This window comes from Nocardiopsis nanhaiensis, from assembly GCF_054778635.1.
Map to the genome: position 1 here is coordinate 81,656 of NZ_BAAGZJ010000015.1, position 12,834 is coordinate 94,489.

The 12,834-nt window shown below is 69.1% G+C and carries 16 protein-coding genes; 8 read left to right on the plus strand and 8 right to left on the minus strand.

Features of this window, described 5'->3' with window-relative positions; all coding sequences use genetic code 11:
• Nucleotides 1-179: 179 nt before the first annotated feature.
• The 3 genes from ACYVD1_RS09865 (at nucleotide 180) to groL (ending at nucleotide 3,933) form a co-directional block, all read left to right on the plus strand.
• Nucleotides 180-1,145, plus strand: coding sequence for an ATP-binding cassette domain-containing protein (locus tag ACYVD1_RS09865; protein ID WP_460760225.1), 966 nt, complete (start codon nucleotides 180-182; stop codon nucleotides 1,143-1,145).
• Complete coding sequence (locus ACYVD1_RS09870; RefSeq protein ID WP_460760222.1) at nucleotides 1,142-1,948, plus strand: ABC transporter permease; 807 nt, start codon at nucleotides 1,142-1,144, stop codon at nucleotides 1,946-1,948. The genes ACYVD1_RS09865 and ACYVD1_RS09870 overlap by 4 nt, the downstream gene beginning before the upstream one ends.
• Before the next feature lie 353 nt (nucleotides 1,949-2,301).
• Entirely contained in the window at nucleotides 2,302-3,933 is a 1,632-nt protein-coding gene (gene groL / locus ACYVD1_RS09875; RefSeq protein WP_460770531.1) for a chaperonin GroEL, read from the plus strand.
• Nucleotides 3,934-4,104: 171 nt separating this feature from the next.
• On the opposite strand, the gene ACYVD1_RS09880 is transcribed toward groL, so the two are convergent.
• The 6 genes from ACYVD1_RS09880 to ACYVD1_RS09905 form a co-directional block, all read right to left on the minus strand.
• A complete protein-coding gene (locus ACYVD1_RS09880) occupies nucleotides 4,105-4,590 on the minus strand; it encodes an NUDIX domain-containing protein (RefSeq protein WP_460770533.1) in 486 nt (161 codons plus the stop codon).
• A gap of 144 nt (nucleotides 4,591-4,734) precedes the next feature.
• On the minus strand, nucleotides 4,735-5,490 hold the full coding sequence (locus ACYVD1_RS09885) for an SAM-dependent methyltransferase (RefSeq protein ID WP_460770535.1): 756 nt from the start codon (nucleotides 5,488-5,490) through the stop codon (nucleotides 4,735-4,737).
• Between the two features lie 90 nt (nucleotides 5,491-5,580).
• Entirely contained in the window at nucleotides 5,581-5,913 is a 333-nt protein-coding gene (locus tag ACYVD1_RS09890; protein WP_460760208.1) for a hypothetical protein, read from the minus strand.
• A gap of 196 nt (nucleotides 5,914-6,109) precedes the next feature.
• The gene (locus ACYVD1_RS09895) at nucleotides 6,110-6,310 is read right to left on the minus strand and encodes a hypothetical protein (RefSeq protein WP_460760202.1); all 201 of its coding nucleotides are present in this window, start codon (nucleotides 6,308-6,310) and stop codon (nucleotides 6,110-6,112) included.
• Nucleotides 6,307-6,648: a hypothetical protein gene (locus ACYVD1_RS09900; protein ID WP_460760197.1), complete on the minus strand. Its 342-nt coding sequence runs from the start codon at nucleotides 6,646-6,648 to the stop codon at nucleotides 6,307-6,309. Before ACYVD1_RS09900 ends, ACYVD1_RS09895 begins: the two co-directional genes overlap by 4 nt.
• Complete coding sequence (locus tag ACYVD1_RS09905; protein ID WP_460760192.1) at nucleotides 6,648-7,175, minus strand: hypothetical protein; 528 nt, start codon at nucleotides 7,173-7,175, stop codon at nucleotides 6,648-6,650. Before ACYVD1_RS09905 ends, ACYVD1_RS09900 begins: the two co-directional genes overlap by 1 nt.
• A 279-nt stretch (nucleotides 7,176-7,454) precedes the next feature.
• Between ACYVD1_RS09905 and ACYVD1_RS09910 the strand changes: the two genes are divergently transcribed.
• Nucleotides 7,455-8,345 carry a helix-turn-helix domain-containing protein gene (locus tag ACYVD1_RS09910; protein WP_460760189.1) on the plus strand — a complete coding sequence of 297 codons (891 nt, stop codon included), beginning with the start codon at nucleotides 7,455-7,457 and terminating at the stop codon, nucleotides 8,343-8,345.
• A complete protein-coding gene (locus ACYVD1_RS09915; RefSeq protein ID WP_460760186.1) occupies nucleotides 8,332-8,514 on the plus strand; it encodes a DUF397 domain-containing protein in 183 nt (60 codons plus the stop codon). The genes ACYVD1_RS09910 and ACYVD1_RS09915 overlap by 14 nt, the downstream gene beginning before the upstream one ends.
• 252 nt (nucleotides 8,515-8,766) lie before the next feature.
• Here the strand turns inward: ACYVD1_RS09915 and ACYVD1_RS09920 are convergent, their stop codons facing one another.
• Both ACYVD1_RS09920 and ACYVD1_RS09925 read right to left on the minus strand, forming a co-directional pair.
• Complete coding sequence (locus ACYVD1_RS09920; protein ID WP_460770537.1) at nucleotides 8,767-9,876, minus strand: protein-L-isoaspartate O-methyltransferase family protein; 1,110 nt, start codon at nucleotides 9,874-9,876, stop codon at nucleotides 8,767-8,769.
• 36 nt (nucleotides 9,877-9,912) lie between these two features.
• Nucleotides 9,913-10,902: a helix-turn-helix transcriptional regulator gene (locus tag ACYVD1_RS09925; RefSeq protein ID WP_460760179.1), complete on the minus strand. Its 990-nt coding sequence runs from the start codon at nucleotides 10,900-10,902 to the stop codon at nucleotides 9,913-9,915.
• Nucleotides 10,903-11,078: 176 nt separating this feature from the next.
• Here ACYVD1_RS09925 and ACYVD1_RS09930 point away from each other — a divergent pair, with 176 nt between their 5' ends.
• The 3 genes from ACYVD1_RS09930 to ACYVD1_RS09940 all read left to right on the plus strand — a co-directional run bounded on the left by ACYVD1_RS09930 (nucleotide 11,079) and on the right by ACYVD1_RS09940 (nucleotide 12,771).
• The gene (locus ACYVD1_RS09930; RefSeq protein ID WP_460760284.1) at nucleotides 11,079-11,474 is read left to right on the plus strand and encodes a RidA family protein; all 396 of its coding nucleotides are present in this window, start codon (nucleotides 11,079-11,081) and stop codon (nucleotides 11,472-11,474) included.
• 64 nt (nucleotides 11,475-11,538) lie between these two features.
• Nucleotides 11,539-12,024, plus strand: a complete 486-nt coding sequence (locus ACYVD1_RS09935; protein WP_460770540.1) for a DUF488 family protein, N3 subclade — start codon at nucleotides 11,539-11,541, stop codon at nucleotides 12,022-12,024.
• Between the two features lie 132 nt (nucleotides 12,025-12,156).
• Nucleotides 12,157-12,771, plus strand: coding sequence for a Uma2 family endonuclease (locus ACYVD1_RS09940; RefSeq protein ID WP_460770542.1), 615 nt, complete (start codon nucleotides 12,157-12,159; stop codon nucleotides 12,769-12,771).
• Nucleotides 12,772-12,834: the final 63 nt, after the last annotated feature.

Below are 12,834 nucleotides of genomic sequence, written 5' to 3' on the forward strand. Positions count from 1 at the left end.
GGCGGTCACGGCCGGGGCCCGCCGACATCTCCCACCTCCGGTGTGCCGCGTTCGCCGCCCGCTCAGGCCCGTCGGAATCCGGGTAGGGCGTAGCCAAACAACCCGCTTATAAAAACTTGAATATCTGACCCGGGTGCTGCATCCTGACTCTGTATTCAAGTTTTAATACGGAGAGGGCGATGATCCATACACGCGAGCTGACCCGGCATTTCAGGGCCGGCAAGGAGACCGTCGAGGCCGTGCGAGGCGTCGACATCGACGTGGCCGAGGGGGAGCTCGTCGCGCTCCTCGGTCCCAACGGTGCAGGAAAGAGCACCACCCTGCGCATGCTCACCACCCTGCTCGAACCCACGTCGGGAGCGGCCACCGTCGCCGGGCGCGACGTACGCACCGAGCCCGCGGAGGTGCGCCGCCGGATCGGGTTCGTCGGGCAGGGGCACGGTGCCGGGGAGGACCAGCGCGCCCGCGACGAGCTCTACACCCAAGGCATCCTCTACGGGCTCGACCGGCGCACCGCACGCAGCCGTACCGAGGAGCTGCTGGAGGTGCTCGACCTCTCCGCCGCCGCGGGGCGCGAGGTCACCAAGCTCTCCGGTGGCCAGCGACGCAGGCTCGACATCGCGATGGGGCTGATCCACCGGCCCGGACTGCTGTTCCTCGACGAGCCCTCCACCGGCCTCGACCCGCACAGCCGGGCCAACCTGTGGGAGCACGTCGCGCGGTTGCGGGAGGAGTACGGGACGACGGTCGTCCTCACCACCCACTACCTGGACGAGGCCGACTCCACAGCTGAACGGGTCCTGGTCATCGACCACGGCCGGGTGATCGCCGACGGCACCCCCGACCAGCTCAAGAGCCGGGTGTCCGGCGACCTCATCACCCTCGGCTTCGCCGACCAGGCCCAGGCCAAGGGCGCCGCCGAGGTGGCCGAACGGACCTCGCCGCCCGGCGGGGTCGAGATCCGTGACCGGGCCGCCCCTGAGGTGCGTTTCCGAACGGAGCGCGGCGACACCGCCCTGCCGGAGCTGCTCCGCTCTCTCGACGCCGCCGGCCTCGACCTCCGCACCGTCCAGGTGCAGCGGCCCACCCTGGACGACGTGTTCCTGACCCTGACCGGCCGCAGCCTGCGCGAGGGGGACCAGTGACCGCCGTCGACCGCACCGGGGCAGACCCCCAGCGGACCACCGGAGGACTTGCGGGCATGCTGCGCGACACCGCAACCGTCTTCGCGCGCCAGATGCGCCCGATCCTGTACCGGCCGTTCCTGGTCGCCTTCGGGATGCTCCAGCCGCTGCTGTACCTGGTGCTGTTCGCGCCCCTGCTCACCGGGTTGGCGGGCGCCGAGGGCGAGAACCCCTGGCAGTGGTTCGTCCCCGGTCTGCTGGTCATGCTGTCCCTGTTCACCGCCGGGTTCGCCGGGTTCGGTCTGCTGCCGGAGATGGCCTCGGGTGCGCACGAACGGATGCTGGCGACCCCGACCAGCCGGGTGGCACTGCTACTCGGCCGGGTCCTGCGGGACGTGCTCATCGTCCTCGTTCAAATGCTGCTGATCATCGTGCTCGTGGTGCCGTTCGGTTTCCGGACCACGGTGCTGGGGGCGCTCGCGGGTTTCGCCCTGCTCGCGGTCCTCGGGATCGGGTTGTCCACGCTGTCGTACCTGGCCGCGATGGCCGCCAAGCAGACGTACGTGTTCGCGCCGGTCCTCCAGACCGTGATCATGCCGCTGATGCTGCTCTCCGGCGTGCTGCTGCCGATGGAGCTCGCGCCGGGGTGGCTGTACACGCTGTCGCGGTTCAACCCGGTGGCGCACGTGGTGGACGCGGCCCGGGTGCTGTTCAGCGGTGGTGCTTGGGACACCACGGTTCTGCTCGGCTGGGCCATGGCAGCCGGGATGGCCGTACTGGCGCTGGCGCTGGGTGCGCGCTCCATGCGTCGGCTGAGCAGCTGAGTATCCGCGCGCCCGCGGGGTAGTTGAGGGGTGTGCACCCGCGCCCCTCGGCCTCCCTTGGGGGACCCCTGCTGTTCGCCGAGCGCACAAACCTCCAGGAAACGGGACGTTTACGCAGGTGTCGGGCGTTCTTCGGGGAGTGGAAATCGTGACCACATCGTTTGCACTCTCCATGGGCGAGTGCTAAAAATAAGAGTGGTTAGCACTCATCATTGCCGAGTGCTAAGCCGGAGCGAGGCTGCGAGATCGTGGGCCTCCGGCAGCAGGGTTGCCGGTGCGCGCACGGTCGTCCGTCGCGGGCGCAGGCCTCGTCCCATCGCGTATCAGCCCGGTCACGGGAGGACAAGAACTCAATGGCAGCCAAACTGATCGCGTTCGACGAGGAGGCCCGTCGCGGCCTCGAGCGTGGCATGAACCAGCTCGCGGACGCCGTGAAGGTCACGCTCGGCCCGAAGGGCCGCAACGTCGTGCTGGAGAAGAAGTGGGGCGCCCCCACGATCACCAACGACGGTGTCTCCATCGCCAAGGAGATCGAGCTCGAGGACCCCTGGGAGAAGATCGGGGCCGAGCTGGTCAAGGAGGTCGCCAAGAAGACGGACGACGTCGCCGGTGACGGTACGACCACCGCCACCGTCCTGGCCCAGGCCCTCGTCCGCGAGGGACTGCGCAACGTCGCCGCCGGCGCCAACCCGATCGGCCTCAAGCGCGGCATCGAAGCCGCCGTGGCCCGCATCAACGAGGAGCTCGGCAACCTCTCCAAGGAGGTCGAGACCAAGGAGCAGATCGCCTCCACCGCCTCCATCTCCGCTGGTGACAACCAGATCGGTGACACCATCGCCGAGGCGATGGACAAGGTCGGCAAGGAAGGCGTCATCACCGTCGAGGAGGGGCAGACCTTCGGGCTCGAGCTGGAGCTCGCCGAGGGCATGCGCTTCGACAAGGGCTACATCTCGCCCTACTTCGCCACGGACCTCGAGCGCATGGAGACGGTCCTCGAGGACCCCTACATCCTCATCGTCAACTCCAAGATCTCCAACAACAACGAGTTCCTGCCCGTTGTCGAGAAGGTCCTGCAGTCCGGCCGTCCGCTGATGGTCATCGCCGAGGACGTCGCCGACGGCGCCCTGCAGACCCTCGTGGTCAACAAGATCCGCGGCACCTTCAAGTCCGTCGCCGTCAAGGCCCCGGGCTTCGGTGACCGCCGCAAGGCCCAGCTCGCCGACATCGCCGTGCTGACCGGCGGCCAGGTCATCACCGAGGAGGTCGGCCTCAAGCTCGAGAACACCGAGCTCGAGCTGCTGGGCCGCGCCCGCAAGGTCGTCGTCACCAAGGACGAGACCACCATCGTCGACGGTGCCGGTGACGCCACCACCATCGCCGGTCGCGTCAACGAGATCCGCAACGAGATCGAGCGCACCGACTCCGACTACGACCGTGAGAAGCTCCAGGAGCGCCTCGCGCGTCTGGCCGGCGGCGTGGCCGTCATCAAGGCCGGTGCCGCCACCGAGGTGGAGCTCAAGGAGCGCAAGCACCGCATCGAGGACGCCGTCCGCAACGCGAAGGCCGCGGTCGAGGAGGGCATGCTGCCCGGCGGTGGCGTCGCGCTGCTGCAGGCCAGCGTCCCCGCGTTCGCGAAGCTGGACCTTGAGGGCGACGAGGCCATCGGCGCCGACATCGTGCGCCGCGCGATCGCCGAGCCGCTGAAGCAGATCGCCATCAACGCCGGCCTCGAGGGCGGCGTCGTGGCGGAGAAGGTCAAGCACCTGGAGCCCGGGTTCGGCCTGAACGCCGCCACCGGCGAGTACACCGACCTGTTCAAGGACGGCGTCATCGACCCGACCAAGGTCACCCGTTCGGCTGTGCAGAACGCCGGCTCCATCGCCGGTCTGTTCCTGACCACCGAGGCCGTCATCGCCGAGAAGCCGGAGAAGGCGGCGGCCCCGGCTGGCGACCCGACCGGCGGCATGGGCGGCATGGACTTCTAGTAGGTCCGTGACATCCCGGGCCCACGGGTCCGGGCGCGCCTGAGGTCCGGATACGCGACCTCGCCCGCGACGACCGGGCGGTCCCCACGGGGGCCGCCCGGTTTCGCACGTTCCGGGGAGCTGTCGTTCCCGGGAGCGCTCAGTGCAGCCCGGGAAGGGCTCCGGGGCCGTTCAGAGCGCCAGCCAGTCCCGGACGGCGAGCTTCACCTGGGGCGTGAGATCGCTGGCCGCGTAGTCCTCGGCGGGCGCCCAGCGGTAACCGGTGTGTTCCTCGGACAGGACCACCGCGGTGCCGTCGTACGGCAGGGCGAAGGTGAACTGGCGCTTGCGCGTGCCGCGCCGCGAGTCGTAGTCGAACCAGGTGACGAACGGTTCCAACGCGAGCGGTCCGGGGTTCGGTCCGAAGGGCCCGGGCTCCAGACCGAGGACGCCTGGCTTCATGCCGATCTCCTCGGCCAGCTCGCGCGCCAAGCCCTCCAGCAGGCTCTCACCGGGGTCCACCCCGCCCGAGGGCAGGTCCTCGGCGCCCGGGTACGAGGTGTCGTCCGTGCGCCGCCGGAGCAGCAGGATCTCGCCGTCCCGGTGGACGATCGCGCCCACGGCGAACCGCTCGATCCCGTTCCGGCGTGCGCTCTCGACAAGGTGCGTGACGTCCATGCTCCGAACCTAGCGGGCCGGGTGCGAGTGGACGGGCGCGGGCAGGCTGAAGCGCGCGGAAGGTCAGGCTCCCCCGATACCGAGTATGCGGGGAGGAACGCACCCCGGGCGAACCGGTTCGGGGGAACCTGTGGACAGTCGGCCTCAGACCCGGACCAGGGTCAGGTAGGCGAAGCCCATGGTCTCCCGGGCGCCGTGCAGGCGGAAGTGCCGGTGCCCGTCGGCGCGGGCCCGGATCTCGTCGGCGCCGGGGGCGTCCGGGTTCTCCAGGAGCCAGTCCTCCCAGCCCTTGGCGTTCCCGTTCTCCATGACGTCCCACTCGTCCACGGTGGCCTGCTCCACCGCGTACAGCCGGAAGCCGTGGGAGACCGCGAAGTCCACAAGCTCGGGCAGCGGTCGGTACTGGTCCCAGGGCACATCCTCCAGCGCGGCCAACTCGGCGTCGTTCGGCGGCCGCTTCCAGTAGCACTCCCCGAACAGCGCCCTACCTCCCGGCCTCACCAGGTCGGCCAGGGCCTCGAGGGCGTTCGCTGTGTGCACGACGGGGTCGCCGCCCCACACGTGCGTCGAGCCGACGTTCAACACCACGTCGGACGGCTCGCCCTTCCACTCGCCGGCGTCCCCGGCCACCAGCTCGACCCGGTCGGCCAGCCCGCGCTTCTCGGCGTTGGCCAGCCCGTGCCGGATGTTGCCCTCGCCCAGGTCGATGCCGAAACCGGTGGCCCTGGGCTCGGTGGCCAGCGTGCGGAGCAGAAACTCCGCCCAACCGCAGCCGACGTCCACGACGTGGCGGCCCTCGAGCGGGCCGAGCGAGCGGATCAGACGAGCGGCCCGCTCATCGGAGAGCGGGCCGTTGAAGTCGAGGTCTCGGTACAAAGGGGGAATCGCGGGGGTTGCCATCCGAGCAGAGTGACCTGCCCCGGCCCGGCCTGTCCATTGGTTTTCCGTAGCCGGGGTGCTCAGCCGATCGACGCCGTGCCCACCCCACCATCACCAGCCTCGGGTGCGGGTGAAGAGGCCGACGAGCAGGAGTGCGACGCCGCTGGCGGCGGCGATTCCGCTGTAGTTGGAGAGGTCGCTTTCGGAGCTGATGAGTGCGGCCGCGCCGAAGACGAGTGAGAACAGGAAGCCGAAGCCGGAGCCGCTCAGGGCCAGGCGGCGGAAGTAGATCCGGTGCGGGATCGGGCGCAGTGCCCCACCGACACCTGGATCGTCATTGTCAGAGGCGAGCCGTTGCGGTAGGGGGCGAGCGAGAGCGTCCGGGAGGGTGAAGGGGAGCGCGTGGGGGAGGCCGTTCGAAAAGGGCAGGGTGGCGGCAGCCATAGGAATCCTCCAGGTTGCGACGGACAATCGCCCCGAGGTTAGAGCGCACGCCCCTGCACGGACCCGCCCTTGGCCGGAGGCGGCCGTCCACCGACCGGCTCCGGCCCCGACGGCACCCGGTCCCACCACCCATCCCCGCCTGATCAGGGCTGATCACCTGGGTCGATCAGGCGCGGACAGGCGGGGAAGGGTGCCGCTAGGGCCAGTGGTGAAGGTGGCGCACCGGGATCCGGTGCTGGCCCTGGTCGAGCCAGCCCTCCCCGGTGTCCAAACGATGGAGCGCGGCAGTCTCCTCATCGTCCAGAGGGCGGTTGATATCGAGGCCGTGTTCGTCGTAGTCGGGGATGTAGTGGGCCGGGTCGTAGGCCTTGCCGGTTTCGTGTGGCTGGGTGTTCACGTCCCCCTCCTCGGCTCCGGGACCACCGGGGGATGGGGTGCGGGGCCTGGCGGAGGGCCGTGGTGGGCGCGCAGGCGTGCTTCCAGGAGTTCGCTGGTGGGTTCGATCTCGGTGCGCCAGTGGGTGCGGGCGCTGCGGTGGGTGGCGACCCAGAGCGTGCCGGTGTAGGCGAACCTGTGGGTACGGCCCCAGCGACCGGCGAGTTCTCGGAGGACGTCGCCCGGCCGTCGGTGGGAGCGCCCGTGGTCGTCCATGTGGTCGCCGAGGTGATCGGCCTGGCGGATGCAGTGCCAGCGCTGGTGGTGGTCGGTGGTGCCTTGGGCTTCGCACAGTCGCATCAGGCGGCCCGCCTCTCCTGCTGGTGGAGGTAGGTGCGGACGGTGTTGCGCAGAGTTGCGAACTCGGAGCGCTCGTCCGGGGCCAGGTCGCGCACGTAGCCGCGCACCCGCGAACCGCGCCTACGCCCCACCCTGCCCGCCGCCCCGGTGGGAGCGGTGTCCGCTGACGTTCGGGGCGCTCGTTGTCCGCGGAAGGCATCGAGTTCGAAGACCACGGCGGTGCTGCTCTTGCACCGGCCTTCGCTGGCAGCGCCGGTGTTGGCGTCATCGGTGCGCACTCGCCACCCGATACCGCGTTCGCTCAGGTCGATCAGTGTGTTGCCGGGTTCGTGCTCGGAGGACAGGCCCGACAGGCCCGGACGGAAGATGCGCCCTCGGGAGGAGCCGCGTACCTCTGCGGTCTCCGCTGTGGTGCGGGTGGTGCCGGGCCGCTTCGGGGGCAGGTCGGTCCGGTGGTTCAGGGAGAAGGAGTGTTCTGCCGCCAGGGACCGCACGGCCAGCAGATCGGTCGAAGCCAGGTAGGTCATCGCGTCCCCTCCGGTCCAGCGGCGGACGCCTGGGGCCGATGCGGGGTCTCGGTGGTGGGGGTGAGGGCGAAGCCAGATCGCCTGGCAGGGATAGGGTCGTACACGTCAGCGCTCCTCTGAAGCGTTGGCCAGGCCCCGGACGTGCCAGCGTCGCGGGGCTCTCTGATGCGTAGACCCAAGTCTCATGTTGCAAACTTCAAAAAACAAGTCGTTTTAAGAAACTCCGTTAAGGGACTTTGTTTTCTGGGTGGATTTGGGTCCTGTGGCATCCTTTGACTCATGGCAAACAGGAGTACGTCGGCCCCTGCAGCCCCCACGGTCGCCCGGTGGCTGCTCGCCAAGGAACTCCGGCGCCTGAGGGGTGACAGGCAGTTCACCGCCGTGGTCAAGGCGGTCAAGTCCCAGCCATCCTCCCTGGCGCGCTGGGAGTCGGGCAGGGCGGACGGACAAGTCCCCTCCGCGAACAGCCTCGACCGACTCCTCGCCTACTACGAGGTCAGTGACGAAGAGGCCGCCCGCATCATGGAGCTTCGCGCCGTAGCCAAGACCCCTGGCTGGTGGCAGAGCCATGAGGTGGCGAAGCACTACGGGACCCTGATCGGCTTGGAAGCCGCTGCCACCGAGATGAGCAGCTACGAAGCTCAGCTGATCCCCGGATTGCTCCAGACAGAGGAGTACGCGCGTTCGGTCATTACTTCTGGTGCCACAGCGTGGCGGGGTACCGAGGACGAGATCGAAGACCTCGTCAAGGTCCGCATGCGGCGGCAAGAGGAATGGGCGGCACGCGGCACGCCTCACCTGTGGGCGATCATCGGTGAGGCGGCGATTCGGCAAGCGGTGGGCGGCCCGAGTGTGACGCGAGACCAGCTCGCGCGCCTCCTAGACTTGAGCCGCGAACAAACCCGACTCACCCTGCAGGTTCTCCCGTACTCGGCCGGAAGCCACGCAGCCATGGAGATGGCCTGCTTCGCGGTTGTGGATGTAGAGGCAGCGGAGCTGGCCACGGTCTACGTGGAAGGCCCCACCGCGAACCTGTTCTTGGACTCCCCAGGTGACGTCACCCGCTATCGAAGAATCTTCGAGCACTTGCGTAAGTCGGCACTTGGCACGACGGGCACCCGCGCCCTCGTGACTGACGTAATGGAAGGTCTCCCTGATGACACCCCTTGAGTTCCGTAAGTCCTCCTACTCCGGGAGCCAGGGCAACTGCGTCGAGGTCGCCGACTCCTCCCGGGGCGCAGCTGTGCGCGACACCCAGAATCGGGAGTCTGGGCACCTGGCCTTTGGTCCCGCTGAGTGGGCGGCGCTGCTGGCGACCGCGTGTAGTGAAAAGTCCTAACTGACGCAGTAAGAGGGCCCCGGTAAGGGCCAGGGCCTTCTCTGCGTTCATCCGCCATCACTCTGCCCCTGGTCGGCGCTCCAGGGAAGGAACCGGCAGCGCGGCTAGCTTGCAGCGCCGTAGAGATGTGCGCAGCATGGGGCGGACGAGGCGTGAGCTTCCCCGATACAGACAGGATGCGCCGGAGCAGTAACGGCTGTCACCTCGAACTTCCACAGGCTGTGGATAACGCCGACTCGCCGCCCCGAGGGCTCAGAGCTCGACGGGATGGTCCCAGTGCTCCCCCACTCGGGCACACTCGACCCTGTATGAGTCACGATGCGGGCCGATCTCCAGTGAGAAGGAGTCCAGAGCCGGGAACCCCGCGTCCGCCAGGGACTGGTATGCGTCGGCCAGGTCACGGCTCAGGGTCCGATCCTTCTCACCGGTGACCGAGCAGTCCGGCCACACGTAGGCCCATGCATCACCGGCGCCCATCCACACGATTCGACCATGGCCGTCCTGGAACGGCCGCACCCCCGTGCCCATGCGCACCCCCGGCATCATGAGAAGCAGATGGGGCATCATCCCCGAACCGATCAGCTCCACGGAACCGACCGGGAAAGTTCCCGTGGGTTTCGGAGGGCGGCCGAGACCGGGGAAGGGAAGTCCTTCCACCCGCTGGGTGCGATCGCGCATGAAAGCCGCGTCTCGGACGAGGGGGCCTCGCAACCGGCCGTCTCGCTTCGTCAGCGCGGCCACCGGTGTGCTGTGCGCGGCAGGATGTGGACTCCAAGGGACCACGAGTGAGCCACCGTCGGCCAGTGCGGCTGACCACGGATCCGGAACACGGGTCACCGCGCAGGTCGCGATGACCGCGTCGAACGCCTCGCCTTCGGGAGGGGCAGCGGCAGTCCGGACGGTGACGCCGGTTCCGGTGAGCCGCTCCCTGGCCAGGGCCGCCACACCGGGGTCGATCTCCACACTGGTGACCGACCCCTTCTCGCCCACAAGGGAGGACAGGACCGCGGCGTTCCACCCGGAGCCGGTGCCGATCTCCAGCACCCGCATGCCTTCCTCGATTCCGGCGGCGGCGATCATGTCCGCCATGACCTGCGGGGCCGACGACGAGGAACTGGGTTCGTTACGAGGTCCGGAACCACCATCGTTGGCCTGGACGGTGACCGCGTCGCCCCCGTAGACCAGGTGCGCCCATCGGTCGGGGGCGGTGGTTCGGTAGAGCGGTAGACCGAGCGCGTCGGGCCAGATCATGTCGGGGATGAAGCGGTGCCGGGGATGAGCGGCGAAAGCTTCCCGAATCGCCTCGTCGGTGTCCAACCTCTCCACCAATGCTGTGTGGAGTGTGCCGAGGTCGTCCGTCACGCTTCTCCCGTCCCGCTGCAGCCAGTGCAAGCGTAGTCACGGCGACAGCTCCTCCACGGAAACCCCGTAACGGCGGGCGATCGCGGTGGCGCGGTCGCGCAGCCTGGCACGCAACCACTCCGGGGCCACGACCTCCGCGTCCGCGGTGAGCTGCCACAGCGCCCAATCTGCGTGCCTTGCGTCCTGGAAGGTCACCTCCAGCCGCAGCCAGCCGTCCGCGTCCGGCTCCTCGGCTCGGACGGCCAGCGCGGTGCCCACGATCTCTTCCCGTCGCGCCGGGTTCACCCGGACCAGCACGGTCACGTGGTCGCTTCCGGACAGGAACCGTGCGCTGCGTTCGCGCCAGGCCCGGTCCAGGTCGACCCGGTCCGGCCGCTCCGCGGCTTCGGGCAGCTCTTCGGCGGCCAGTACCCGCGACAGCCGGTAGGTGCGGTCTGCGCCGGACCTGGTGGCCAGCAGGTAGCCCTGGTCGCGCACGGTGACCAGGCCGACCGGGTCCACCGTGCGCCATTGGGGCTCCTGGTCCTTGGCCGCGTAGTGGATACGCAGCTTGTGCCCGGCCAGCACCGCGTTCCGGACCTCGGCCATCGTGCTGTCGGGCACTTCCTCGGAGGCGAGCGGGTGCGCGAGCAGGTCGGTCTCCGGGTCGACGAGCAGCCGCTGGGCCGCGTCGCTCGCGACGGCCCGGTGGCTTTCCGGCAGCGCGTCGACCACCTTGCGCATCGCCGAAGCAAGTGCCGGTCCGAGGCCGAAGACCTGGTCGCCGCGGCCCGATCCGGCGACCAGCAGGGCGAGGGCCTCGTCGTGGTTCAGCCCGGTGAGCTCCGTCCGGAAGCCGGACAGCAGCGCGAAACCGCCGTGGCGGCCGCGTTCGGCGTAGACCGGGACCCCCGCCGCGGAGAGCGCCTCGATGTCGCGCAGCACGGTGCGGGTGGAGACCTCGAGCTCGTCGGCGAGCGCGTCCGCGGTCAGTCGGCCGCGCTCGCGGAGCAGCAGCACCAGCGAGACCAACCTGTCAGCGCGCATACGAGAACTCCTACCAGAAATCATGACAGGAGGTGTCGTGATTCGTTGGCAGGCTTCCCGACACGACGCCGGAGGCCGCGGCCACCGAGCCGGTGGGCCCCGTCCCGTCGATGAACCGAGAAGAACCGAGAAGTACCGCGATGAAGCGCGACGAACCGAATGGAGCTGACGTGGCGATGGAGCGAACGGCGGTCAACCCGTGGACGTGGTCAGCGGAGCTGGGTTACAACCAGGGTGAGGTCGTCTCCGACAGCACCCGGACCCTGTACTGCTCCGGGCAGACCTCGATGAGCGCGGACGGCAAACCCCAGCACGCCGACGACATGGGGGCGCAGCTGGCGCTGAGCCTCGACAACCTGGAAGCCGTGCTCGGCGAGGCGGACATGTCCCTCGCCAACCTGGTGCGGCTCAACGTCTACACCACCGACGTGGACCGGCTCTTCGAGCACTACGGCGTGCTGGCCTCCCGGTTGGGCGCGGCCGGGGTGGCACCGACCACCACGATGCTCGGGGTGACCCGGCTCGCGGTCAGCGACCTGATCGTCGAACTCGAGGGCACCGCCGTCGCGTGACGGCGCTCCGCCGCAGCAGGAGCTGCCGGTGAAACAGCACGAGCAGGCAGGCGGGTGATTTCCGGTGCTCAATCTGGTCACCGTCGGCGTCTACGGCTTCGCTAGCGAGTCGTTCCTGCGCCGACTACGGGACGCGGACACCCGCCTGCTCATCGACGTACGCCAGCGCCGCGGCGTCCGCGGGCCCCGGTACGCCTGGGCGAACTCGCGTCGGCTACAGGCGGCCCTTGCCCGGGCCCGGATCGCCTACGAGCACCACCCCAAGCTGGCCCCCACCACCGAGTTGCGCCAGCTCCAGTACGCCGCAGACGCCCGCCAACGGGTCGGCAAGCGCTCCCGCCGCGAGCTCGCCGCCGAGTACACGCGCCGCTACACCGCCGAGATCCTCGATCCCGTCGACCTCACGCCGATCGTGTCAGCGCTGCCGAGCAGCGGGACCGCTGCGCTGCTCTGTGTCGAGCGCGACCCGGAAGCCTGCCACCGCTCGTTGATCGCCCAACGGCTGGCCGAACAGCACCCCGTGACCACCGACCACCTGCGCCCGCTGTGACGCGCGAGGCGGGGCCACCAGCCGACGCGGCGACGGGATCCCTGTGTCGGCGGGAAGCCCCGGGCTATTCTGCGAAGTGTCGGGTGGACGGGAGCTCAGGGCGCTAATCTCCGGTCCGGAGGTGCGAGCGAGATGAGTCTGGCGATGTCGGAAACCGCCCCGGAGACGGGGATGTCGCGATGGGACTATGTCCTGGGCACCTGGAAAGAGCTGAACGTGCCCGAAGGATGGCGGGCCGAGATCATCGATGACAACGGAGTCGTGCTCGTGGCGCCCCCTTCAGACCCCCACAACATCATTGCGGATCGAGTGAATCGCGCCCTGCTGCGCGTGATACCCGACGATTGGGGCGTCTACCAGACGTTGGGGATCCAGCTGTCGAAGGTCGAGCGGTTGTACATGCCGGGCCTCGTGGTCATGCCTGAGACCATTGTGCTCGACCCCTCCAGGACCCCCTGCCCCGCTGATGAGGCCGAGCTCGTGGTGGAGATCGTCTCCAAGAGCAGCATGGACACTGACCGCAAGAAGAAGCTGTGGGGCTACGCGCACGCCCCTGTCCCGCTGTACCTTTTGGTCGACGGCTGGGACGAGGCCGGACCCTCAGTCACTCTGCACGAGCAGCCCGGCAACGGTCGGTACAACAAGGCCACCACGGTCGACTTCGGGGGCAAGATCCGGCTGCCGGAGCCCTTCGGCCTGGAGATCGACACCTCGCGGTTCCCCGGCCCGGACCAGTGGCCCGCCTGAGCACCATGTGCTGGGGCCGGAACCCCCGGGGGTCGGGGGTCGGGGTGAAGCCCTAAGGGAGCG

What these genes read in the sequence shown, in the direction of transcription:
- ACYVD1_RS09865 (WP_460760225.1), top strand. Translation starts at nt 180, where the DNA reads ATGATCCATACACGCGAGCTGACCCGGCATTTCAGGGCCGGCAAGGAG.
- groL (WP_460770531.1), top strand. Translation starts at nt 2,302, where the DNA reads ATGGCAGCCAAACTGATCGCGTTCGACGAGGAGGCCCGTCGCGGCCTC.
- ACYVD1_RS09880 (WP_460770533.1), bottom strand. Translation starts at nt 4,590, where the DNA reads ATGGACGTCACGCACCTTGTCGAGAGCGCACGCCGGAACGGGATCGAG.
- ACYVD1_RS09885 (WP_460770535.1), bottom strand. Translation starts at nt 5,490, where the DNA reads ATGGCAACCCCCGCGATTCCCCCTTTGTACCGAGACCTCGACTTCAAC.
- ACYVD1_RS09890 (WP_460760208.1), bottom strand. Translation starts at nt 5,913, where the DNA reads ATGGCTGCCGCCACCCTGCCCTTTTCGAACGGCCTCCCCCACGCGCTC.
- ACYVD1_RS09900 (WP_460760197.1), bottom strand. Translation starts at nt 6,648, where the DNA reads ATGCGACTGTGCGAAGCCCAAGGCACCACCGACCACCACCAGCGCTGG.
- ACYVD1_RS09905 (WP_460760192.1), bottom strand. Translation starts at nt 7,175, where the DNA reads ATGACCTACCTGGCTTCGACCGATCTGCTGGCCGTGCGGTCCCTGGCG.
- ACYVD1_RS09910 (WP_460760189.1), top strand. Translation starts at nt 7,455, where the DNA reads ATGGCAAACAGGAGTACGTCGGCCCCTGCAGCCCCCACGGTCGCCCGG.
- ACYVD1_RS09915 (WP_460760186.1), top strand. Translation starts at nt 8,332, where the DNA reads ATGACACCCCTTGAGTTCCGTAAGTCCTCCTACTCCGGGAGCCAGGGC.
- ACYVD1_RS09925 (WP_460760179.1), bottom strand. Translation starts at nt 10,902, where the DNA reads ATGCGCGCTGACAGGTTGGTCTCGCTGGTGCTGCTGCTCCGCGAGCGC.
- ACYVD1_RS09930 (WP_460760284.1), top strand. Translation starts at nt 11,079, where the DNA reads ATGGAGCGAACGGCGGTCAACCCGTGGACGTGGTCAGCGGAGCTGGGT.
- ACYVD1_RS09940 (WP_460770542.1), top strand. Translation starts at nt 12,157, where the DNA reads ATGAGTCTGGCGATGTCGGAAACCGCCCCGGAGACGGGGATGTCGCGA.